The organism is Sphaerisporangium cinnabarinum (genome assembly GCF_055567015.1).
Genome location: NZ_JBVHRG010000011.1, coordinates 194,632 through 216,009 on the forward strand (window position 1 = coordinate 194,632; position 21,378 = coordinate 216,009).

At 74.3% G+C, this 21,378-nt stretch carries 23 protein-coding genes; 16 read left to right on the forward strand and 7 right to left on the reverse strand.

Annotated elements, in window-relative coordinates; all coding sequences use genetic code 11:
• The first annotated feature begins 78 nt into the window (after positions 1-78).
• Genes moaC through ACZ4MO_RS16405 form a run of 4 tightly spaced genes read left to right on the forward strand, consistent with a single transcriptional unit; the run spans position 79 to position 1,807 of the window.
• Positions 79-549 (forward strand): cyclic pyranopterin monophosphate synthase MoaC, encoded by a 471-nt coding sequence (gene moaC / locus ACZ4MO_RS16390; RefSeq protein WP_175009341.1) that lies wholly within the window; start codon positions 79-81, stop codon positions 547-549.
• Positions 546-1,277, forward strand: coding sequence for a molybdenum cofactor guanylyltransferase (mobA, locus tag ACZ4MO_RS16395; protein ID WP_255437288.1), 732 nt, complete (start codon positions 546-548; stop codon positions 1,275-1,277). The genes moaC and mobA overlap by 4 nt, the downstream gene beginning before the upstream one ends.
• On the forward strand, positions 1,274-1,567 hold the full coding sequence (locus ACZ4MO_RS16400) for a DUF6457 domain-containing protein (RefSeq protein WP_061267805.1): 294 nt from the start codon (positions 1,274-1,276) through the stop codon (positions 1,565-1,567). The genes mobA and ACZ4MO_RS16400 overlap by 4 nt, the downstream gene beginning before the upstream one ends.
• A gap of 3 nt (positions 1,568-1,570) precedes the next feature.
• Positions 1,571-1,807 carry a MoaD/ThiS family protein gene (locus ACZ4MO_RS16405; protein ID WP_114553347.1) on the forward strand — a complete coding sequence of 79 codons (237 nt, stop codon included), beginning with the start codon at positions 1,571-1,573 and terminating at the stop codon, positions 1,805-1,807.
• Between the two features lie 105 nt (positions 1,808-1,912).
• Here the strand turns inward: ACZ4MO_RS16405 and ACZ4MO_RS16410 are convergent, their stop codons facing one another.
• Complete coding sequence (locus ACZ4MO_RS16410; RefSeq protein WP_186810455.1) at positions 1,913-2,422, reverse strand: molybdenum cofactor synthesis domain-containing protein; 510 nt, start codon at positions 2,420-2,422, stop codon at positions 1,913-1,915.
• A gap of 225 nt (positions 2,423-2,647) precedes the next feature.
• On the opposite strand from ACZ4MO_RS16410, the gene ACZ4MO_RS16415 reads away from it, so the two are divergent.
• From ACZ4MO_RS16415 to ACZ4MO_RS16440, 6 genes are all read left to right on the forward strand, one after another.
• Positions 2,648-6,577 carry a nitrate reductase subunit alpha gene (locus ACZ4MO_RS16415; RefSeq protein WP_255437289.1) on the forward strand — a complete coding sequence of 1,310 codons (3,930 nt, stop codon included), beginning with the start codon at positions 2,648-2,650 and terminating at the stop codon, positions 6,575-6,577.
• A 64-nt stretch (positions 6,578-6,641) separates the two neighbouring features.
• Positions 6,642-8,507 carry a nitrate reductase subunit beta gene (narH, locus tag ACZ4MO_RS16420; RefSeq protein ID WP_499279245.1) on the forward strand — a complete coding sequence of 622 codons (1,866 nt, stop codon included), beginning with the start codon at positions 6,642-6,644 and terminating at the stop codon, positions 8,505-8,507.
• The gene (gene narJ, locus ACZ4MO_RS16425) at positions 8,504-9,259 is read left to right on the forward strand and encodes a nitrate reductase molybdenum cofactor assembly chaperone (RefSeq protein WP_175009343.1); all 756 of its coding nucleotides are present in this window, start codon (positions 8,504-8,506) and stop codon (positions 9,257-9,259) included. The genes narH and narJ overlap by 4 nt, the downstream gene beginning before the upstream one ends.
• A complete protein-coding gene (gene narI / locus ACZ4MO_RS16430) occupies positions 9,256-10,014 on the forward strand; it encodes a respiratory nitrate reductase subunit gamma (protein WP_114553968.1) in 759 nt (252 codons plus the stop codon). Before narJ ends, narI begins: the two co-directional genes overlap by 4 nt.
• Positions 10,015-10,167: 153 nt before the next feature.
• The gene (locus ACZ4MO_RS16435; RefSeq protein WP_222592401.1) at positions 10,168-10,743 is read left to right on the forward strand and encodes a DoxX family protein; all 576 of its coding nucleotides are present in this window, start codon (positions 10,168-10,170) and stop codon (positions 10,741-10,743) included.
• Positions 10,744-10,914: 171 nt separating this feature from the next.
• Positions 10,915-11,697, forward strand: coding sequence for a DUF899 family protein (locus ACZ4MO_RS16440; RefSeq protein WP_114553881.1), 783 nt, complete (start codon positions 10,915-10,917; stop codon positions 11,695-11,697).
• A gap of 13 nt (positions 11,698-11,710) precedes the next feature.
• Here the strand turns inward: ACZ4MO_RS16440 and ACZ4MO_RS16445 are convergent, their stop codons facing one another.
• Complete coding sequence (locus ACZ4MO_RS16445) at positions 11,711-12,196, reverse strand: GNAT family N-acetyltransferase (protein ID WP_255437291.1); 486 nt, start codon at positions 12,194-12,196, stop codon at positions 11,711-11,713.
• 250 nt (positions 12,197-12,446) lie between these two features.
• Here ACZ4MO_RS16445 and ACZ4MO_RS16450 point away from each other — a divergent pair, with 250 nt between their 5' ends.
• Positions 12,447-12,779 carry an STAS domain-containing protein gene (locus ACZ4MO_RS16450; RefSeq protein WP_043652484.1) on the forward strand — a complete coding sequence of 111 codons (333 nt, stop codon included), beginning with the start codon at positions 12,447-12,449 and terminating at the stop codon, positions 12,777-12,779.
• A gap of 247 nt (positions 12,780-13,026) precedes the next feature.
• On the opposite strand, the gene ACZ4MO_RS16455 is transcribed toward ACZ4MO_RS16450, so the two are convergent.
• The 4 genes from ACZ4MO_RS16455 to ACZ4MO_RS16470 all read right to left on the reverse strand — a co-directional run bounded on the left by ACZ4MO_RS16455 (position 13,027) and on the right by ACZ4MO_RS16470 (position 15,267).
• Entirely contained in the window at positions 13,027-13,239 is a 213-nt protein-coding gene (locus tag ACZ4MO_RS16455; protein ID WP_114553883.1) for a hypothetical protein, read from the reverse strand.
• Positions 13,240-13,253: 14 nt separating this feature from the next.
• Positions 13,254-13,607: a LapA family protein gene (locus tag ACZ4MO_RS16460; protein WP_171468444.1), complete on the reverse strand. Its 354-nt coding sequence runs from the start codon at positions 13,605-13,607 to the stop codon at positions 13,254-13,256.
• A 126-nt stretch (positions 13,608-13,733) separates the two neighbouring features.
• Positions 13,734-14,831, reverse strand: a complete 1,098-nt coding sequence (locus tag ACZ4MO_RS16465) for a fatty acid desaturase family protein (protein ID WP_222592402.1) — start codon at positions 14,829-14,831, stop codon at positions 13,734-13,736.
• Positions 14,815-15,267: a hypothetical protein gene (locus ACZ4MO_RS16470; protein WP_085387227.1), complete on the reverse strand. Its 453-nt coding sequence runs from the start codon at positions 15,265-15,267 to the stop codon at positions 14,815-14,817. The genes ACZ4MO_RS16465 and ACZ4MO_RS16470 overlap by 17 nt, the downstream gene beginning before the upstream one ends.
• A 313-nt stretch (positions 15,268-15,580) precedes the next feature.
• On the opposite strand from ACZ4MO_RS16470, the gene ACZ4MO_RS16475 reads away from it, so the two are divergent.
• The 4 genes from ACZ4MO_RS16475 (at position 15,581) to ACZ4MO_RS16490 (ending at position 19,874) form a co-directional block, all read left to right on the forward strand.
• Entirely contained in the window at positions 15,581-15,886 is a 306-nt protein-coding gene (locus tag ACZ4MO_RS16475) for a DUF6221 family protein (protein ID WP_108046999.1), read from the forward strand.
• Between the two features lie 523 nt (positions 15,887-16,409).
• Positions 16,410-16,814, forward strand: a complete 405-nt coding sequence (locus ACZ4MO_RS16480; protein ID WP_074803402.1) for a TOBE domain-containing protein — start codon at positions 16,410-16,412, stop codon at positions 16,812-16,814.
• On the forward strand, positions 16,811-17,668 hold the full coding sequence (modA, locus tag ACZ4MO_RS16485) for a molybdate ABC transporter substrate-binding protein (protein WP_255437293.1): 858 nt from the start codon (positions 16,811-16,813) through the stop codon (positions 17,666-17,668). Before ACZ4MO_RS16480 ends, modA begins: the two co-directional genes overlap by 4 nt.
• A 34-nt stretch (positions 17,669-17,702) precedes the next feature.
• Positions 17,703-19,874 (forward strand): ABC transporter permease, encoded by a 2,172-nt coding sequence (locus ACZ4MO_RS16490; RefSeq protein ID WP_175009344.1) that lies wholly within the window; start codon positions 17,703-17,705, stop codon positions 19,872-19,874.
• Positions 19,875-19,919: 45 nt separating this feature from the next.
• Here the strand turns inward: ACZ4MO_RS16490 and ACZ4MO_RS16495 are convergent, their stop codons facing one another.
• The gene (locus ACZ4MO_RS16495; protein ID WP_175009345.1) at positions 19,920-20,624 is read right to left on the reverse strand and encodes an FCD domain-containing protein; all 705 of its coding nucleotides are present in this window, start codon (positions 20,622-20,624) and stop codon (positions 19,920-19,922) included.
• Between the two features lie 167 nt (positions 20,625-20,791).
• Between ACZ4MO_RS16495 and ACZ4MO_RS16500 the strand changes: the two genes are divergently transcribed.
• Positions 20,792-21,367, forward strand: a complete 576-nt coding sequence (locus ACZ4MO_RS16500; protein WP_222592403.1) for a gluconokinase — start codon at positions 20,792-20,794, stop codon at positions 21,365-21,367.
• The last annotated feature ends 11 nt before the right edge of the window (positions 21,368-21,378 follow it).

The window sequence follows — 21,378 nt, forward strand, 5'->3', positions numbered from 1 at the left end:
CGGGCCGCGAGCGCACCCGAGCCCGCGACCGACCCCGGGCGTGGCGCCGCGCGCTGCCCCGCGTGCGAGAGTGGCGGCATGAGCTTCACGCACCTCGACGAGCGCGGGCACGCGCGCATGGTCGACGTCACCGCCAAGCAGCCCACCGTCCGCTCCGCGACGGCGACCGGGACCGTGCGGTGCTCGCCGGAGATCGTCGCCGCGCTGCGCGACGGGACCGTCCCCAAGGGCGACGTGCTCGCCGTCGCGCGCATCGCCGGGATCGCGGGCGCCAAGCGGACGTCCGAGCTCCTGCCGCTCGCGCACGTCATCGGCGTCCACGGGGCGGTCGTCGACCTCGTCGTGGGCGACCACGGCGTCGACGTCACCGCCACCGTCGGGACGGCGGACCGCACGGGCGTCGAGATGGAGGCGCTCACCGCCGTCGCGGTCGCGGGCCTCGCGGTCGTCGACATGGTCAAGGGCCTCGACAAGTCCGTCGAGCTCACGGACGTGCGGCTGGTCGCGAAGACCGGGGGCAAGTCCGGCGACTGGCACCGCGAGCCGTGACCTCCCGCCCCGACCACGGGTCGGCACCCGACGGGCCGGGTCGGCACCTCGGGCTGCCGATCCGCGCACGGGGTGCCGAACCGTCCCTCCCGTTCGACGCCGTCGTGCTGGCGGGAGGGCGGGCGGAGCGGCTGGGGACGCCCAAGCCGGGGCTCGTCGTCGGGGGTCGGCCCCTGCTGGAGCACGCGCTCGCGGCGACCGTGGGGGCGGCGCGGACGGTCGTCGTCGGGCCGGACGAGCTCGCCGCCCCGGGGCGCTACGTCCGCACGCGCGAGGACCCGCCGTTCGGAGGGCCCGTCGCCGGGATCGCGGCCGGGCTCGCCGCCCTGCCCGACGACGGCCGCGCGCCCTGGGTGCTCGTGCTCGCGTGCGACGTCCCCCGCGCCGCCGAGGCGGTACCCGCGCTGCTCGCCGCCGCCCGCCGCCGGAGCGGCGAGGTCGCCGTCCACGCGGTGCGCGACGGACGCGCGCAGTGGCTCGTCGGGCTGTACGAGCGCGCGGCGCTCGACGCCGCGCTCGACGCGCTGCCGACCGTGCAGGGCGCGTCGGTGCGGCGGCTCCTCGCCGGTCTCCCCGCGATCGGCGTCCCCGACGACACGGGCGCCACCGACGACGTGGACACGTGGGAGGATGCCCGCGAGCAGGAGCGCCGCCTGGCCGCAGGCGCGCCCGCGGTGCCCGGCGCCCCGCCCGCCGGCACCCCCGACGACGGCAGGAGGCCACGATGACGAACCTCGAACGCTGGGTCGACGCGCTCGCGCAGGACCTCGACCTCGACCCGGAGGTCGTCGACATCGGCGCGGTCCTCGACCTCGCGCGCGACGCCGCGCACGGCATCGAGCGTCCCGCCGCGCCTCTCACGACGTTCGTCGCGGGCTACGTCGCCGGGCTCGCCGTGCACGACGGGTCGGGCCGCAGCGTGCAGGACGTGCTCGACCGGGCGACCGAGCTCGCGCTCGCGTGGACGCCCGAGCCCGAGCTGCCCGGCACGGCGGCCCCGGCCGGGGCGCAGGACTGAGAGATGGCGACCGTCCGCTACTTCGCCGGCGCGCGCGACGCCGCCGGCACCGAGACCGAGACCGTCGACGCGACGACGGTCGGCGAGCTGCACGCCGCCGTCGTCGCCCGGCACGCGGCGCTCGCCGACGTGCTCCCGCGCTGCTCGCTCCTCGTGGGAGGCGTCCGCGCGGCGAGCGACGACACCCCGGTCGCCGCGGACGAGACGGTGGACGTCCTCCCCCCGTTCGCCGGCGGCTGACCCCGCCCGACTGACCCCGCCCCGTTCCGAGCAGGCGGTCCTGGCTCGTCACGGTCCCGGGACCCGCCGCGACCGCCTGGTCGGCGCGCCCCGACGGCCTGGTCGTCAGTGGTCGCCGCCGTCGAGCTGCGCGAGGACGTGCGGCAGGAGCGGCTCCAGGACGGCCCAGCCGTCGCGCACCCCGCCCGTGGAGCCGGGGAGGTTGACCACGAGCGCGCGCCCGTGCGGACCGGGCGCGACCCCCGCGACGCCGCGGGACAGCACCGCCGCGGGGACGTGCTCCGCGCCGCGCCGACGCAGCTCCTCCGCGATGCCCGGGATCTCCTGCGCCAGCACCTCGCGGGTGCCCTCGGGCGTGAGGTCGCGCGGCCCGACGCCGGTCCCCCCGGTCGTGAGCACGACCCGCGCTCCCCCGGCCACCGCCCGGGCGACCGCGTCGCGGACGGGGGCGACGCCGTCGGGCACGAGGTCGGTGACGACCGCCCAGCCCGACGCCGCGAGCAGCCCCGCGAGGAGAGGTCCCGAGCGGTCCTCCGCCTCGCCGCGCGAGCAGCGGTCGGACACGGTGACGACGGCGACGGTCGCGTCCGCGGGCCGTCCGGTGGGTGCGGTCATGGCGCCACGGTAGCGAGCCCGGCCCGGCCCGGCGGGGACGGGACCACGGCGTGCGCTCACCGCGCACGATCCAGGCGACCTGGGCATAGTGGCTGTGGACCGACCGCCGCACCTGCTCGCCCAGGAGGCTCGTATGTCGTACCTGTCCGTGCCGTCGTCGCCGCCGGCGCGCCACCCCTGGTGGTGCCCGGTGGTCCCCGCCGCCCCGGGGGGCGGGAGCGCCGCATGACGACGACGTCGGAGGGCCCGGTCGAGGACGCGCTGCTGCGGCTCGGCAAGCACCTCAAACGCGGGACGGTGTCCGACGACCTGCGGCAGGTGTTCCTCACGGGCGGCCGCCAGGGCGACGTGTTCTACCGCGACCGCTGGTCCCACGACAAGGTCGTGCGCTCGACCCACGGCGTGAACTGCACCGGGTCGTGCTCGTGGAAGGTGTACGTCAAGGACGGCATCATCACGTGGGAGACCCAGCAGACCGACTACCCCTCCGTGGGGCCGGACTCGCCCGAGTACGAGCCGCGCGGCTGCCCCCGCGGCGCCGCGTTCTCCTGGTACACCTACTCCCCCACGCGCGTGCGCTACCCCTACGTGCGCGGCGCGCTGCTCGACGCCTACCGCGCGGCCCGCGCCGCCACGGGCGACCCGGTGCTCGCGTGGCGCAAGGTCACGACGGACCCCGCCACCGCCCGCGCCTACAAGGCGGCGCGCGGCAAGGGCGGCCTCGTGCGCGCCACGTGGGACGAGGCGGCGGAGATCGTCGCCGCGGCGCACGTGCACACGATCGCGGCGTACGGGCCCGACCGCATCGCGGGGTTCTCCCCGATCCCCGCCATGTCGATGGTCTCCCACGGGGTGGGCGCGCGGTTCGTCCAGATGCTCGGCGGCACCATGCTGTCGTTCTACGACTGGTACGCCGACCTGCCCGTCGCGTCCCCGCAGGTCTTCGGCGACCAGACCGACGTCCCGGAGTCCGCGGACTGGTGGAACTCGACGTACTGCATCATGTGGGGCTCGAACGTCCCCGTGACCCGCACGCCCGACGCCCACTTCATGACCGAGGCGCGCTACCGCGGCCAGAAGGTGATCGTCGTGTCGCCCGACTACGCGGACAACACGAAGTTCGCCGACGAGTGGCTCGCCCCGCACCCGGGCACGGACGGCGCGCTCGCCCAGGCCATGGGCCACGTGATCCTCACGGAGCACTACGCGCAGCGCCGCACCCCGCAGTTCGCGGAGTACGCGGCCCGCTTCACGGACCTCCCCCACCTCGTCGTGCTCGAGGAGCACGACGACGGATCGGGCACGACGTACGTGCCCGGGAAGTTCCTCACCGCGGCGGACCTGCCCGACGGCGTCGGGCGCCCCGGCGACGACGGCGCCGACTCGGCGAACGCGCGCTTCAAGACCGTCGTGCTCGACGCGGACGGCACCCCGCGCGTCCCGCACGGGAGCCTCGGCCACCGCTACGGCGAGGCCGACGCCGGGCGGTGGAACCTCGACCTCGGCGACATCGACCCGCTGCTCTCGGTCGCCGACCCGCACGGCGTCTTCTGGGGCTCCCCCCAGACGCCTCCCAGCCGCGACACCGTCCCCGAGCGCCCGCTGTCGCCCGACCAGGGCTCTACCCCGGCCGACCAGGGCTCTACCCCGGCGGACCCGGGCTCTCCCTCCGCCGACCACTCGTACGAGACGGTCGCCGTCGGGCTGCCGCGGTTCGACCTCGACCCGGCCCCGGGCGACGACGCGGGCGCGCACCTGGGCGGTGCGGGCGTCGTCGTGCGTGGCGTGCCGGCGCGTCGCGTCGGCGGGCGGCTCGTCACGACGGTGCTCGACCTGCTGCTCGCGCAGTACGGCGTGAACCGGCCGGAGCTCGGCCTGCCGGGCGAGTGGCCCGCCGGCTACGACGACGACGCGACGCCCGCCACCCCGGCGTGGCAGGAGCGGTTCACAGGCGTCCCGGCCGCGGCCGCCGCACGCATCGGGCGCGAGTTCGCGCAGAACGCGCTCGACTCGGGCGGGCGCTCGATGATCATCATGGGCGCGGGGACGAACCACTGGTTCCACTCGGACACGATCTACCGCGCGATGCTCGCGCTGACCACCCTCACCGGCTGCCAGGGCGTGAACGGGGGCGGGTGGGCGCACTACGTGGGGCAGGAGAAGTGCCGTCCCGTCACGGGGTGGGCCCAGTACGCGGGCGGCCTCGACTGGTCACGACCGCCGCGCCAGATGATCGGCACCGCGTTCTGGTACCTCGCGACGGACCAGTGGCGCTACGACGGCCTGCCCGCGGACGCGCTCGCGTCGCCGCTCGCGCAGGGCCAGTTCTCCGGACGCACGACGGCGGACACGCTCGTCGAGTCCGCGCAGCGCGGCTGGATGCCGAGCTACCCGACGTTCGACCGCAACCCGCTCGACCTCGTGGACGAGGCCCGCGCGGCGGGCAAGGAGCCGGCGCAGCACGTCGTCGACGAGCTCAAGGCCGGGAACCTCCGGTTCGCGTGCGAGGACCCCGACGACCCGGCGAACTTCCCGCGCGTCGTCACGGTGTGGCGCGCGAACATCCTCGGGTCGTCGGGCAAGGGCAACGAGTACTTCCTCCAGCACCTCCTGGGGACGGACGCCGCGGTCAACGCCGCGGAGTCCGGCCCCGAGCGGCGCCCGCGGTCGATGACGTGGCGCGAGGAGGCGCCGCGCGGCAAGCTCGACCTGCTCGTCACGCTCGACTTCCGGATGACGTCGACGACGCTGTTCTCGGACGTCGTGCTCCCCGCCGCGACCTGGTACGAGAAGCACGACCTGTCCTCGACGGACATGCACCCGTTCGTGCACTCGTTCAACCCGGCGATCGACCCGCCGTGGCAGACGCGCACGGACTTCGACATCTTCCACACCGTCGCGGCGAAGGTCTCCGAGCTCGCGGTGACGCACCTCGGGGTGCGGGAGGACCTCGTCGCCGCCCCGCTCGCGCACGACACCCCGGACGAGATGGCCGTCCCGCACGGCGCGCTCACCGACTCGGGGCAGCCCGTGGCCGAGCGCGAGCTCGTGCCGGGCGTGACGATGCCGAAGCTCGTGGTCGTCGAGCGCGACTACCCGGCGTTCGCCGCGCGCATGGCCGCGCTCGGCCCCCTCACCGAGAAGGCGGGCATGGCGACCAAGGGCGTGCAGTTCTCGCCCGGGCCGGAGGTCGCGGACCTCGGCCGGCGCAACGGCCTCGTGCCCGACGGCCCCGCCGCCGGACGTCCGCGCCTCGACCGCGACACGCACGCGTGCGAGATGATCCTCGCCCTCTCGGGCACGACGAACGGTCGCCTCGCCGTGCAGGGCTTCGAGCACGTCGAGCGACGCACGGGCACGCCCCTGGCGGACCTCGCCCGGGGCGAGCAGGGCAAGCGCGTGACGTTCCCGGACGTCCAGTCCCGCCCGACGCCGGTCATCACCTCGCCCGAGTGGTCGGGCTCGGAGCACGGCGGGCGCCGGTACTCGGCGTTCGTCGTCAACGTGGAGCGGCTCAAGCCGTGGCACACCCTCACGGGTCGGCAGCACTTCTACCTCGACCACGACTGGATGATCGAGCTCGGCGAGCACCTGCCGGTCTTCCGGCCGCCGCTCGACATGCACCGGCTGTTCGGCGACTCGCCCGTCGTGGGCGACACCTCGCCGTCGGGCTACCCGGGGTCCGCCGGGCACGCGGAGGTCGCGGTGCGGTACCTGACCCCGCACAACAAGTGGGCGATCCACTCGGAGTACCAGGACAACCTCTTCATGCTGTCGCTCTCGCGCGGCGGGCCGGGCATCTGGATGAGCCCGGCCGACGCGGCCAAGATCGGCGTCGCGGACAACGAGTGGGTCGAGGCGTACAACCGCAACGGCGTCGTGGTGGCGCGCGCGATCGTCAGCCACCGGATGCCCGAGGGCACGGTCTACATGTTCCACGCGACCGACCGCACGATCGACGTCCCGCTCGCCGAGACGTCGGGCCTGCGCGGCGGGATCCACAACTCGCTCACGCGCATCCTGCTCAAGCCGACGCACCTCGCGGGCGGGTACGCCCAGCTGTCGTACGCGTTCAACTACCTCGGGCCCACGGGGAACCAGCGCGACGAGATGACGGTCGTCCGGCGCCGGAGCCAGGAGGTGCGGTACTCGTGACGCGGACGGACGCAGCAGGCGGCCTCGGGCCGGCCGGCCGGGAGGGGGTGGCGTCGTGCGGGTGATGGCGCAGATGTCGATGGTCATGAACCTCGACAAGTGCATCGGGTGCCACACGTGCTCGGTGACGTGCAAGCAGGCGTGGACGAACCGCACGGGCGTGGAGTACGTGTGGTTCAACAACGTCGAGACGCGTCCCGGGCTCGGGTACCCGCGCACCTACCAGGACCAGGAGCGCTGGCAGGGCGGCTGGGTGCGGACGAAGAAGGGCCGGCTCAAGCTCCGCGCCGGCGGCCGCCTGAAGAAGCTCGCGACGATCTTCTCCAACCCGAAGCTCCCCTCGATCCACGACTACTACGAGCCGTGGACCTACGAGTACGACATGCTGCTCTCGTCGCCGCAGGGGCAGCACACGCCCGTCGCCCGGCCGAAGTCGCTGCTCACGGGCGGTGACATCAACATCTCGTGGTCCGCGAACTGGGACGACGACCTCGGCGGCTCGACCGCGACCATGCAGGACGACCCCGTGCTCCAGCACATGTCGGAGCACGTGGCCACCGAGCTCGACAAGACGTTCATGTTCTACCTGCCGCGCATCTGCGAGCACTGCCTCAACCCGGCGTGCGTCGCGTCGTGCCCGTCGGGCGCCATGTACAAGCGGGCCGAGGACGGCATCGTGCTGGTCGACCAGGACCAGTGCCGGGGCTGGCGCATGTGCGTCACCGGGTGCCCGTACAAGAAGGTCTACTTCAACCACAAGACCGGCAAGGCCGAGAAGTGCACGCTCTGCTACCCACGCATCGAGGTCGGCCTGCCGACCGTGTGCTCGGAGACGTGCGTCGGGCGCCTGCGCTACCTCGGCCTCGTCCTCTACGACGCCGACAAGGTCACCGAGGCCGCGAGCGTGGAGGACGAGCACGATCTCCTCGCCTCGCAGCGCGCCGTCTTCCTCGACCCGAACGACCCCGAGGTCGTGGCCGCCGCGCGTGCCGAGGGCATCCCCGACGACTGGATCACGGCCGCCCAGCGCTCGCCGATCTGGGACCTCGTCTCGCGCTACGAGGTCGCGCTGCCCCTGCACCCCGAGTACCGCACCCTGCCGATGGTCTGGTACATCCCGCCGCTGTCCCCCGTCGTCGACGTCGTCGCCGCCTCCGGGAACGACGGCGAGGACGGGCGTACGCTGTTCGCCGCGATCTCGAAGATGCGCATCCCGCTCGAGTACCTCGCGGGGCTGTTCACCGCGGGCGACACCGCCCCGGTCGAACGCGTGCTGCGCCGCCTGGCCGCCATGCGGTCGTACATGCGCGACATCAACCTCGGCCGCGAGGCCGACGAGCAGACCGCGGCCGCGGTCGGCATGACCGGTGCCCAGGTCCAGGAGATGTACCGCCTGCTCGCCGTCGCGAAGTACGAGGACCGGTACGTCATCCCGACCGCGCACACCGAGATCGCGCGCGAGCTCGACGAGCTCGGCAGCCGTGACGAAATGTCATGTTCCCTCGACTACGACGGCGGCCCCGGCATGGGCGGCATGGGCCTCACGGGCGGCGGACCGTTCGGCGAGACGTCGGGCAGCCCGGTACCGGTCGCGGTCGAGAACTTCCACGTGCTCCAGGCGCGGCAGACGGCGGACTCGCCCTACGGGCCGTCGACCCCCGGTCGCGTCAACCTCCTCAACTGGGACGGCAACGGGCGACCGCCCGGCCTCTTCCCGCCGGGCGAGGGGCCGGAGCCGGGCGACGTCTCGGGCGCGCCCGGCGGCGTCACGCCGGGCGGCCCGGGCTCGTTGCCGGGCGGGCGCCAGGACGCGCGGCACGACACGATCCCCGGTCCCCCGACGCCCGGTGGGCCGGCGCCCGGCGGGCCGGCGGGCGGTCCCGCGCCCGGGAGCGGTCCTGGCGTCGAGCCCGACGGAGGCACCCGATGAGGGCGCGCTCCCTGCTCCCGACCCCGGCGCTGCGGCCCGGGGCACGGCCCCGGGGGCCGCGGCCCGACCACCTGGCACCGGTCGCGACGACGGCCGCCCAGCGCCGCACCGCCCACATGGCCGCGTCGCTGCTGCTGGCCTACCCGGACGAGGACGTGCTCGCCGCGGTCGACGCCGTCCGCGCGTCCGCCCCGGGCCTGCCCGCCCCCGTCCGCGAGCGCCTGGAGGCCTTCTGCGACGTGCTCACGGCGCCGGGCGCGCCGGGCCTGCGCGAGCTCCAGGCGCGGTACGTCGCGACGTTCGACCTCAAGCGGAAGTGCTCGATGTACCTGTCGTACTACGCGGCGGGCGACACGCGCCGGCGCGGGACGGCGCTCGTCGCGTTCGTCGAGGCGTACCGCGCGGCCGGGTGGGAGGTCACGGGCTCCGAGCTCCCCGACTACCTCCCGACGGTGCTCGAGTTCTCGGCCCGGACCACGGGGGACGACGCGACGATCGCGGCCGGTCTGCTCGCGTCCCACCGCGACGGCATCGAGGTGCTGCGCACGGCGCTCGAGAGCGCGCGCAGCCCGTGGACAGGGCTCGTCGAGGCCGTGTGCCTCACGCTGCCGCCGCTCGACGAGCGCACGCAGCAGCGGTACGTCGAGCTCGTGACGGCGGGGCCGCCCGCCGAGCTCGTGGGCATGGAGCCCTTCGCGCTCGAGCCGTACGGCACGGGCACGCCGGACCGGACGGGAGGTGCGGTGCGATGAACGGGGTGAGCACCGGAGAGGTCCTGCTGTGGGTCGTGTTCCCGTACGTGACGTTCGCGGTGTTCGTCGTGGGCTCGGTCTGGCGGTACCGGTACGACAAGTTCGGCTGGACGACGCGGTCGAGCGAGCTCTACGAGAAGCGGCTGCTGCGCCTCGGCTCGCCGCTCTTCCACTTCGGCCTGCTGTTCGTCATCCTCGGGCACCTGCTGGGGCTCGTCATCCCCGAGTCGTGGACGGAGGCGGTGGGGATCCAGGAGGTCGCCTACCACTTCGTCGCGACCTACATGGGGTCGGTCGCGGCCGTCGTGCTCGTCGCGGGCCTGCTCATCCTCGTCTACCGCCGCCGCACGTCCGGCCCCGTCTTCCGGGCGACGACGCGCATGGACAAGACGATGTACGTGTTCCTCGCGGCGTCGATCCTGCTCGGGTCGTGGGCCACGGTGCAGACGCAGCTCCTCGCCGACGGCCTCGGGTACGACTACCGCCAGACCATCTCGCCGTGGTTCCGCTCGCTCTGGTACCTCCAGCCGCAGCCGGAGCTCATGGCGGGCGTGCCCGCGGCGTTCCAGCTCCACATCGTCGCGGCGAACCTGCTGTTCATCCTCTGGCCGTTCACGCGGCTCGTGCACGCGTTCTCCGCCCCCGTGCCCTACGTGTTCCGCCCGTACGTCGTGTACCGCTCGCGCGACGCGTCGGTCGCCGCACGCGCCCCGCGGCCGGGCTGGGACCCCTCGGAGCGCCCGCGCTCGCGCTGACCTCCGGGGTCCCGTCCGGCTGGTCCGGGTGACCCGGGTCGGCGCCCGCCGGCGGGTGAATTCGGCCCGACGCCGTCCCCAGGACGCCCTGCGACGCCCTCCTTCCCGGGGCGGTCAACCCCGACCGCGACCGTCCCTGGAAGAGGTTCCCGCATGTCCACCACCGCCCCGACGACCGCCGGTCGTCCCCGCGCCACCCGCCCGTCCGTGCCGTCGGCGGCGGACGCCACGCCCGCCCGCCGCCGTCGCGCCGCCCTCGTGCCCGCACGTCTCGCGGGCCGGGCGGACGCCGCCCTCGCCGCGACCGCGCGCGTCCTCACCCGCTGGTCCGTGCCCGCCCTGCGCGTCGCCCTCGGTCTCGTGTTCCTCGGGTTCGGCGTCCTCAAGCTCGTCCCCGGCGCGAGCCCGGCGGCCGCGATCGCGGCACGCACCGTCGAGACGCTCACGCTCGGCCTCGTCGGCGGGACCGCGGCCGTGGTCCTCACCGCGGTCCTGGAGACGTTCATCGGCCTGACGCTCCTCACCGGCCGGCTGCTCCGCGCGGGGCTGCTCGCGCTCGCCGTCGCGATGGCCGGGATCCTCTCGCCGATCGTGCTGTTCGCGGACGAGCTGTTCGGCCACGGCATGACCCTCATGGGCCAGTACGTGCTCAAGGACCTCGTCCTCGTGACCGGCGCGGCCGTCGTCGCCGCCGTCGCCCTCGGGGCGCGCCTGAAGCTCGACGCATGACCCCTCGGCGCTCCCACGCCTTCCCTGACCCGACCCCGAGGACCCCGTGACCGCTCCGGTCACGGGGTCCTCGTCGCCTGCGGGCGACGAGCGATGAGTCCCGGCCGCCCCACCGGTCCTCCCTCTCGACGCGGGCGTCGCACGACGCCCCCACCCCGACGGAGGACGTCCATGACCGCCACGCACAGCACCCCGACGACCGCGCTGCCCGGGCGCCCGCCCGTCGTCGACCTGGCCACCTGGCAGGTCGCGCGGGACGAGCTCCTGGTCCGGGAGAAGGCGCACACCCGTGAGGGCGACGCCCTCGCTGCCGCCCGCCGTCAGCTGCCGATGGTGGAGATCGACGGCACCGTCGCGGTCGTCGGCCCGGACGGGCCGATCCCGTTCGTCGACCTCTTCGAGGGCCGCGAGGAGCTCGTGGTCTACCAGCACATGTGGCACGACGGCGCCCCGCACCAGGGCCAGTGCGAGGGCTGCACGTGGACCGCCTGGCACCTGCGGGACGCGGTCTACCTCAACGCGCGCGGCGTCTCGTTCGCGATCCTCACCGTGGGCCCGTGGGACGAGGTGGAGCCGTTCGTGGAGTTCATGGGCTACACCCAGCCCTGGTACTCGGTGCGCGGGCTGGACGAGCCGGTCGGCGGCGAGATGGGCTACCTCAGCGTCTTCCTGCGCGACGGCGACCGGGTGTTCCTCACGTACCGCTCGACGGGCCGCGGGACCGAGCCGACCAACCCCGCGTTCGCCCTGCTCGACCGGACGCCCTACGGCCGTCGCGAGGCGTGGGAGGAGACCCCCGAGGGCTGGCCCGAGGGGAACGATGCCGGCTGGTTCTGGCGCACGGACGCGGACGGCGTCGCCGGCTGGAGCCCGACCACGCGTCCCGCCCCGCAGTGGACCCGTCCCGGTGCGACCCCGGTCGAAGCCCTCGGTCGGCACGAGCACCACCACTGACGCGCGAGGCGCCTCAGAGGGCGAGCGTCAGGTACGCGCTGCGGGGGTCGTCGGTGTAGTCGGCGAACGGCGCGCACGGCACGAACCCGTGGCGCGCGTACAGCCGCCGCGCCGCCGCGAAGTAGTCCTCGGTGCCCGTCTCCAGGCTCACACGGTCCAGGCCGCGGTCGCGCGCGACGTCGAGCAGGTGCGCGAGAACCGTGGCGGCGACGCCCCGGCCCCGGGCGGCCGCCGTCGTGCGCATCGACTTGAGCTCGCCCGACGTCGCGTCGTGCTGCTTCAGCGCGCCGCACCCGAGGAGCGCGCCGTCCGCCGACCGCGCGGTGACGAACGTGATGTCCGGCGCGCGCAGGCGCTCGACGTCGAGCGCGTGCACGCTCTCCGGCGGCGACGTCGCGTGCATGTCGTCCAGGTGCTCCTGCAGCAGCGCCAGCACGTCCAGGGTCGTCGGGTCCTCCACGACGACGCGGACGCCGTCCCGGGTGGTCGTCTCGCTCACGCGCCGAGCGTGCCACACCCGGCGCAGGAGACGACGCGTGGCGCCTGATCGCAGGCGGCTCGCCAGCCACCACGAACCCGTTCTGCGCGTCCGGGTCGGGGCGCCGTGGGCGGCATCGGAGCGGGAGAGGCGGCGGCGCGGACGACGGCTGCCGAGCCTGGTGCCGACCACCGCCGGAGCGGCGAGTGTGAGAGGTTGGGAGCCGACAGTGTTCCCGCGTCGGCCGGCCTCAACGGAAAAAGGCACCCGCATGGCTCACGAGAGCGACCCGGCCACGTATCCTCCCGTCCCGTTGCACGGAGGCCTGCGATCCAGCCCCGACTCGTGGGAGCTGTGGGGCGAGATCGACTACGCCGTCGTCGAGTCCGCGCAACCTCGCCCGAGCCCGGCCCATGGGGCGCTGCACATCGATGCCTCGCGCGTCACGTTCCTGGACTCCGCCGGTGTCAGCCTCCTCCTGCTTGCCGCCAGCGCACCTCTGCGGCCGATCATCCTGGGCTGCAGCGACTACGCCCGAGACGTGCTCGAGCTCGCAGGAGCGTCGGACCTCTTCGTGTGGAGCACCACGCGACCCTCCGCGTAGCCGATCGACCATGCCACGCCCGACCAGCGTCGCCCAGCCGTCAGTCCTGACGACGGCACGTCCCGTGATCGCGCTTCGCCCGACGACCCGCTTGCTCGATACCGCGAGGAACGACGGCGGTCTCACCCACGCTGCACCGCCCAGCGCTGCGAGGACCGACGGTCGGGCGCGCTCCCCCGGTTGACGTCTTCGCGACCGACGTGCTCCACCTGGAGCTCGAGCACCAGGCGGTGCGTCAGGCTCGCGGTCACCGAGGTGGTGGCTGGATGGCTCCCACACGCTGGTTCCATGCGGCGACGGCCGTGTCGAGGCGCGCGCGTGCGGCGACGTAGAGGACGAGCTCGACGGGCGCCCCCTGGTCGACGACCGAGATGACGTCTTCCATCTCGCGCTGGGAGGCGTCGATCTCGCCCACGAGGTCGGCGGGTCGGTGGATCGAGGTCTCTCGGTCGTCGGTCATCGTGCGCCGCGGTGCTAGACCTGGCGTGCGAGGCGTCGGCGGAGCTGGTGGATGCGCAGGGTGCCGACGACGAGGGCGACGATCCCGACGCCGATGCCTGCGATGAGCAGGGCCAGGGCGAGCGGGACGGAACCTTGCCAGCCGAGGAAGGAGACGATCACGAGTTGGGTGTTCTGGAGCATGAACACGATGAGTGCGACCAGGACGAGGGCGGCGACGCACAGGCCGACCCAGGTGGCTCCGGTGCGGGTTCGGGGAGTTCTTGTCGGGTTGCCCGACGTGCGGGACACGCGTGAGTCGGGATGGCTGCCTGACACGGCGGCGGTGGGCTGTCCGTTCGTCGCGGAGCTGAGCGGGGTGGTGGCCATGGTGGCCTCCTTGCGGTTCCGGGCCCGCGCACCTCAGATGGGGCACGTTCGCCGCGGATAGCCCGACCCTACGCTCCCAACCTGGGAACGAACCTGGGAGCGGCTGTACGCGCGGGCCAGGTGTTCCTAGCGGCCGAGGCTGGCGGCCAGGGGGCAGGAGAACGGTTCGCGGGCGCGTCCGGGGACGTCGTTGAGGTACTGGACGACGATCCGGTAGGAGGTGAAGAACCCGACCTCGGTGTAGGTCACGCCGAGCTGGGAGCAGTACTCGCGCACGAGGGGCTGGACACGCTTGAGGTTCGGGCGCGGCATGCTCGGGAACAGGTGGTGCTCCACCTGGCGGTTGAGACCGCCCATGAAGAAGTCGACGACCGGGCCGCCGCGGATGTTGCGGGACATGAGGACCTGGCGGCGCAGGAAGTCGACGTCCGCGGTCGCCGGGACGATCGGCATGCCCTTGTGGTTCGGTGCGAACGCGCCCCCGAGCAGGATGCCGAAGACCGCGAGCTGCACGGCGAGGAACGCCGCCGCGAGGGTCGGGGGGAGCAGGAAGCCGAGCACCACCAGGTAGAGGACGAGCCGTAGGAGCAGGACCGGGACCTCTACGCCCCGGTGCGGCACGGGCCGGCGGCCGAGCACCCGGCGTACGCTCGCGACGTGCAGGTTGAGACCCTCCAGGGCGAGCAGGGGGAAGAAGTACCAGCCCTGCCGATGTGCCAGCCACCCTCGCCAGCCGTGCCGGCTCGCGATGACGGCGGGCGTGAACGCGATCACGCCCGGTGAGATGTCCGGGTCATGGCCCTCCTGGTTCGGGGCGGCGTGGTGGGCGTCGTGCTTCGTCGTCCACCAGGCGTGGCTGAGCCCGACGAGCGCGTTCGCGAGGATGCGAGCGGTCCAGTCGTTCCAGGCCCGCGACCGGAACATCTGCCGGTGGGAGCTGTCGTGGCCCAGGAACGCGAGTTGGGCGAGAACGAGGGCGAGCACCACGGCCAGCAGGAGCTGCCACCAGGAGTCGCCCATGAGGACGATCCCGGCCCAGACGGCACCGAACGCGGCGACCGTCAGGACGAGCCGGGTCCAGTAGTAGCCGTACCGCCGACGCAGCAGCCCGGACTCGCGCACGATCTTCGCCAGCACCGAGTAGTCCCGAGCAGTCGCCCGCGCCGCGGGCAGCGCGCGGACCGTCAGGATCTGGGGCGGCGGCGCCTCACTCGAAGCGGACACGGTCGGCCTCGGCCTTCACGCTCGCGGCACGCACCGCCTCGGCCGCACGCCAGGCCTCGAGCTCGTCCGCCCGCCTGGTCCGTTCCGTCGCGATCGCCTCCTGGGTGTCCCGGATCACCGTCGCGATCTCGTGGGCGAGCCCGCCGGAGAGCATGGCGAGGTTCGTGTTCTCGATGAGCAGTCGCCGGTCCTCCACCCGCAGCCTGACCCCCGCATAGCCGTGATCGGCGAGCAACGTCGTGACGGCGGGCAGCTCGAGCAACGCTTGCTCCGGACCCGACACGCGGCGGGAGAAGACGGCGGTCACGGTGTAGAGGGGAGGCTCCGCGTCGGTGCCGAGCTCGCGCGGCAGCGCAGTGTCCAGGACGCCCCGCAGCTGCAGTGCGGTGTCCTGCACCCGGCCGAAGGACGTAGCAGTAGGGGTGGTGGTGCTCATGGTGACGTCCGATGCTCGGAACCGGCGGGCCGGCTCGCATCCGCTGCCGTCGCGGCAGTCGGGGAGGCGTCAGGCGCCCCACTCAAGGAGATCGGTGCGTCCTCCAGGTCGGGTTCATAACCCCCGTCGTCGTCCCATCGCGCGCCCGAGGTGTCCTCGTCCGGGGCGTCCATCTCGCCCGGCGTCCGAGAGCCTTCTCGATCGGCGTCGCGTGGGCCGATCCGGCGATCAACCACACTTCGACACTACACCTGGACGGGTTGCTCGCTGTGTCCACGAAAGCCTGCCCAGCCGTCGGTGAGAGGATGAGCAGATGGCCTTGACGGAGTTCCTCCTCGCTCGGATCGACGAGGACGAGGCAGCGTGCGCGACCCTCGATGACGAGCCGGGACCTCCAGCGCCGTGGTCACGCTCACGGCTCCTGACCGAGTGCGCGATGAAACGACGCATCATCACCCTCGCCTACGAGGCCACCGGGTACGACATGACTGCCGACCTCGAGCGTGACACCGACGAGCGCGCCCAGAGCGGCGTCGCCTTCGTCGGTGACCGCATCCTGCGAGCCCTCGCCACGCCCTACGCCCAGCACCCGGACTTCGACCCCACCTGGCGCACCTGACGACTCGCCCGTCTGCTCCGGCCCCCGGTGTGGCGAGCTGGCCACGGAGGGCGCATCGTGAGAGACGCGACCACGTGTCGCGGGGAACGCCGGTCGTGAAGCAGCCCGCTTCCGGAGGACCTCCCGGGCCACGACGGCGTACCGCAACCGTCAGGGGCGCAGAGACTACGCCGAGAGCGTGAGCCGCCATGAGCGTCATCGAGAAGTGGATCGCCGTGGACTGTCCGGGCTGCGGTGGCCAAGCACGCGCCCGCGTCCTGCACATCATCGCCTGGGGCTCGATCCCCGGCTCCCGCGTCCCGCACCGAGTGAGCATCCTGTGCCCCCATCGTTGCCCGATCACTCGCGACGAAGCTGCCTCGGCCGTGCTCGTGTGCCCCGAGTGCCAGCTGCACGTCGCCTAGCCCCACGCCAGGGGCGTCCACCGGGAAGCGGGAAGACTGCACCTCCCCAGCCGGACCGCGAAGCCCAGCACACCCTCCGTCGGAGGACACTCCGCAGATGCGGGTCTAGAGTCGCTCTCATGCCGCACTTTCGGATCCGCGAGGCCGCGAGCCTGCTCGGGGTCAGCGACGACACCGTCCGCCGCTGGGTCGACGCCGGAGACCTCGCCGCGAGCGCCGACGACGCCGGGCGCAAGGTCGTCGACGGCGCGGAGCTCGCGCGCTTCGCCGTCGCGCAGTCGCACCCGACGCCCGACCCGTCGGGTGTCGCCCGCTCGGCCCGCAACCGGTTCGTGGGGATCGTGACGGACGTCGTGAGCGACACCGTCATGTCCCAGGTCGAGATGCTCTGCGGCGGCCAGCGCGTCGTGTCCCTCATGAGCACGGAGGCCGTGCGCGAGCTGCGGCTCGAGCCCGGCAGCTTGGCCGTCGCGGTGGTCAAGGCGACGACCGTCATCGTCGAGACCCCCGGAGGAGCCGCGTGAGCGCGCCCGCCCGCACGACGACCCGCCGTCCCGCCCGGGGCCCTGTCGCGGCGCTCGCGGCGGCGGCCCTGGTCGCCGGCCTCTCCGCGTGCGCCACGGGGGCGGGGACCGACGACGGCGCCACCCCCGACCCCGCGCGCACGACGGCCGAGGACCGCACCCTCACCGTGCTCGCCGCAGCGTCGCTGCGCGACGTGTTCACCGACCTCGCGGCGGACTTCGAGGACGAGCACGACGGCGTGACCGTCGCGCTGTCGTTCGCCGGGTCGTCCGACCTGGGCGACCAGATCCTCGCCGGCGCGCCGGCCGACGTCTTCGCGTCCGCGGACGAGCGCTCCATGGCGCGCGTCGTGGACGCGGGCGACGCCGCCGACCCCGTCGCGTTCGCGACGAACACGCTGACGATCGTCACGCCGCCCGGTAACCCCGCGGGCGTCGAGACGTTCGCCGACCTCGCGCGGGACGACGTCAAGGTCGTCGTGTGCGCGCCGCAGGTGCCGTGCGGCAGCGCGACCGACACCGTCGCCGAGGCCGCGGGCGTCACCGTCCACCGCGTGAGCGAGGAGGCCAGCGTCACCGACGTGCTCGGCAAGGTGACGTCGGGCGAGGTCGACGCGGGCCTCGTCTACGTCACCGACGCGACGCTCGCGGGCGACGACGTCGACGTCGTGGACGTGCCCGAGACCGACGCCGCGCTCAACGTCTACCCGATCGCGCTCGTCGCGGCGGCCGAGGAGGCCGGACCGGAGCAGGTCGCGCTCGCGCAGGCGTGGGTGGACCTCGTGACCGGTGACGCCGGGCAGGCCGCGCTCGCCGCCGCGGGGTTCGGCGCGCCGGACGCCTCCGTGCCGTGACGCCCGCGTCGCCCGCGTCGCCCGACGGGTCCTGATGCGCGGCCTGCCCCGCTGGCTCCTCGTCCCCGCGCTGCTCGGCGCGCTGTTCGTCGTCGTGCCCGTGGTGGCGATGGTCGGGCGCGTGGAGCTCGCGCCGGGTCCGGACGGGACCGGTGGCTTCTGGGCGCTCGTGACCTCGCCGGCGGCTCTCGACGCGCTCGGCCTGTCGCTGCGCACCGCGCTCGCCGCGACGGCGTGCTGCGTGGTGCTCGGCACGCCCATGGCGCTCGTCCTCGCTCGCACCACGTTCCCCGGGCAGCGCGTCGCGCGCGCCCTCGTGCTCCTGCCGCTCGTGCTGCCGCCCGTCGTCGGCGGCATCGCGCTGCTGCACACCTTCGGGCGCCGGGGCCTGATCGGCCGGCACCTCGAGGTGCTGGGGGTCGAGGTCGCGTTCACGACGACGGCCGTCGTGCTGGCGCAGACGTTCGTCGCGCTGCCGTTCCTCGTGCTCAGCCTGGAGGGTGCCCTGCGCACGCAGGACACGCGCCTCGAGGACGTCGCCGCGACGCTCGGCGCGGGGCCGACGACCGTCCTGCGCCGCGTCACGCTCCCTCGCGTGCTGCCGGGCCTGCTGTCGGGCGCCGTGCTCGCGTTCGCGCGCGCCCTCGGCGAGTTCGGGGCGACCCTGACGTTCGCGGGGGCGCTCCAGGGCGTCACCCAGACGCTGCCGCTCGAGATCTACCTCCAGCGCAGCGCGGACCCGGACAGCGCCGTCGCGCTGTCGTTCGTGCTCGTCGTGGTGGCGGTCCTCATCACCGCCGTCGTCCACGGGCCCGGCGTGCTCGGGGGCACCGGCACCCGGCCGCGGCGAGGCGCCCGGGGATCGTCGCCCGACGGCGGCCCGCGCCCCCGCGCCGTCGTCTCCGCTCCCCGGCAGGCCGACCCGCCGGCCGACCGGGCCGCGGCAGCCGTCGGGGCTGCGGCCGGGACGCCCCCCGCCGCGCTGACCGTGCGCGCCGTCGTGCCGGGGCGGGGGCTCGACGTCGACCTCACCGTCGCACCGGGCGAGGTCGTGGCGGTGCTCGGCGAGAACGGGGCGGGCAAGTCCACGCTCGTGCAGGTCGTCGCCGGCCTGCTCACGCGCGGCGAGGCGCCCGGTGCGCGCGTCACCGTCAGGCACGACGACGTCTCGGGCCTCCCGCCGCGCCGTCGTCACCTCGCGTGGCTGAGCCAGCGCCCGCTGCTGTTCGAGCACCTGTCGGTCGAGGACGACGTGGCGTTCGGCCTCCGGTCCCGGGGCGTGCCCCGCGCCCGTGCCCGCGGGGAGGCCCGCGACGCGCTCGCCCGCGTCGGCGCGGCGGACCTCGCGCGGCGCCGCTCGACCGACCTGTCGGGCGGGCAGGCGCAGCGCGTCGCGATCGCCCGGGCGCTCGTGACCGACCCGCGCGTGCTCCTGCTCGACGAGCCGCTCGCGTCGCTCGACGTCGGCGTCGCGCAGCACGTCCGGACCGTGCTGCACCACGCGCAGCGCGAGCACCCGCGCACGACCCTGCTCGTGACGCACGACCTGCTCGACGTGCTGCTCCTCGCGGACCGCGTCGTCGTGCTGGAGGGCGGCCGCGTCGTCGAGGACGGCCCGGTCGACGCGGTGCTCACGCGGCCGCGGTCCCGGTTCGCCGCCCGTCTCGCGGGCGTCAACCTGCTCGCGGGGAGCGTCGCGCACGTGGCCGTCCCGGAGCCGGCGCGGACGGCGGGCGGTGGTGCGCCGGAGACAGCGGGCGGGACGACGGACCTGGTGGAGGGAGCGACGGACGCCCCAGGCGCGGAGACCCTCGCGCGCGAGGCGACCGTCGCCGTCGACGGCACCGAGGTCCGCGTGCGCGGGACGGCGGACGAGCCGCTCGTGGTCGGGGACGGCGCGGTCGCGGTGTTCGAGCCGCGCGCGGTCGCCGTGCACCGCACGACCCCCGAGGGCAGCCCGCGCAACGCGTACCGGGTCGTCGTGACGAGCGTCGAGCCGCACGGACCGCTCCTGCGCGTGTGGGGACGCGCGGTGGGCGCCGACCCGCGCGACCCGACCGCGGGGGCGACGACCGCCGTCGGGCAGGACGCACCGCGCCTGGCCGCGGACCTCACGCCGCGCGCGGTCGCCGAGCTCGGCGTGGTGCCGGGCGAGCGCGTCTGGTTCGTCGTCAAGGCGGCCGAGGTCCGCGTGCACGCCCGCTGAGCCCGCGGGACCCCCGTCGGCCCCCGACGGGACCGGGGGTCCCGCTCAGGCAGGAGCGGGCGGGACACCGCCGAGCGCGGTGCGGACCTCGCCGACGATCGCGGCCATCGCGGCCTCGGCGGCCTCCGGGTCGCCGTCCGCGACGGCGCGCGCGACGGCCTCGTGCTGGTCGAGGGCCTCGGGGACGGGCGAGGCGGGCATGAGGCCCAGGTGCGTCCGACCACTGAGGACGGCCGCGACCACGCCCGCGAGCGCGCCGAACATCTCGTTGCCGCTCGCGCGGAGCAGGATCTCGTGGAACCGGACGTCGAGCGCGAGGAACTCCTCGAGGTCGCCCGCCTCCCCGAGCAGGCGCATGCGCCCGGCGGCGGCGACGAGCTCGGCGCGCTCCTCGGGCGTGGCGTGGAGCGCGGCCCCGGCCGCGGCGAGCGGCTCGACGGCGTGCCGCAGCTCGGTGAGCGTGCGGAGCTGCGGGTCGCGGCCGGGACCCTCGAGCCGCCAGCGGATGACGCGCGGGTCGAGCACGTTCCAGTCCTCGATGCCGAGCACGACGATCCCGACGCGGCGCCTCGACCGGACGAGGCCGAGCCCTTCGAGGAGCCGCATGACCTCGCGCGCGACGGTGCGCGACACCCCGAACTCGGAGCCGATCGACTCCAGGGTCAGCGGCGTGCCCGCAGGGACGTCGCCGCTGGTGATGCGACGTCCGAGGGAGTCGAGCACGGTGGTGTGCAGGACCGTCGTCGCCATGCCTCGCAGCCTAGTGGCGACCAATGGTGCTATCAATCACTTGCCAAAGGTGCTACCAATAGCCCACAGTGGAGGCCGAGGACGACCACGACGGTCGCCACCGGGACGGCCGGGGCCGCAGCGCCCCGACCCGACCGGACGCCCCTACCCGACACGGAAGTCGACACATGGACACCGACGTCAGCTCCACCGACCGGCCCGACGACACCGGGCACCACCCCTTGCCCCAGCACCTCGTCGTCATGGGCGTCGCCGGCTCGGGCAAGACCACCGTCGCGACGCTGCTCGCGCAGCGCCTCGGCACCGAGTACGCAGAGGCCGACCGCTTCCACCCGCAGGCCAACATCGACAAGATGAGCGCCGGGACGCCGCTCACCGACGACGACCGGTGGCCCTGGCTCGAGGCGATCCGCGACTGGCTGAGCAGCGAGGCGGAGGCCGGCCGGTCCGGCGTCGTCACGTGCTCCGCGCTCAAGCGCTCCTACCGCGACCTGCTGCGCACCGCCCGCGGCGAGGTGTGCTTCGTCCACCTCGACGGCACCCCCGAGCTCCTCGCCGAGCGCATGCAGCACCGCAGCGGGCACTTCATGCCCACGTCGCTCCTGCCGTCCCAGCTCGCCACGCTCGAGCCCCTGGCCGACGACGAGCCCGGCTTCACGATGGACGTCTCCGCCACGCCCGAGCAGGTCGTGGACGAGATCCTCGCCCGCACGCGCCTGAGCGACACGTCCGACGCGAGCTGACCCACCGCTCG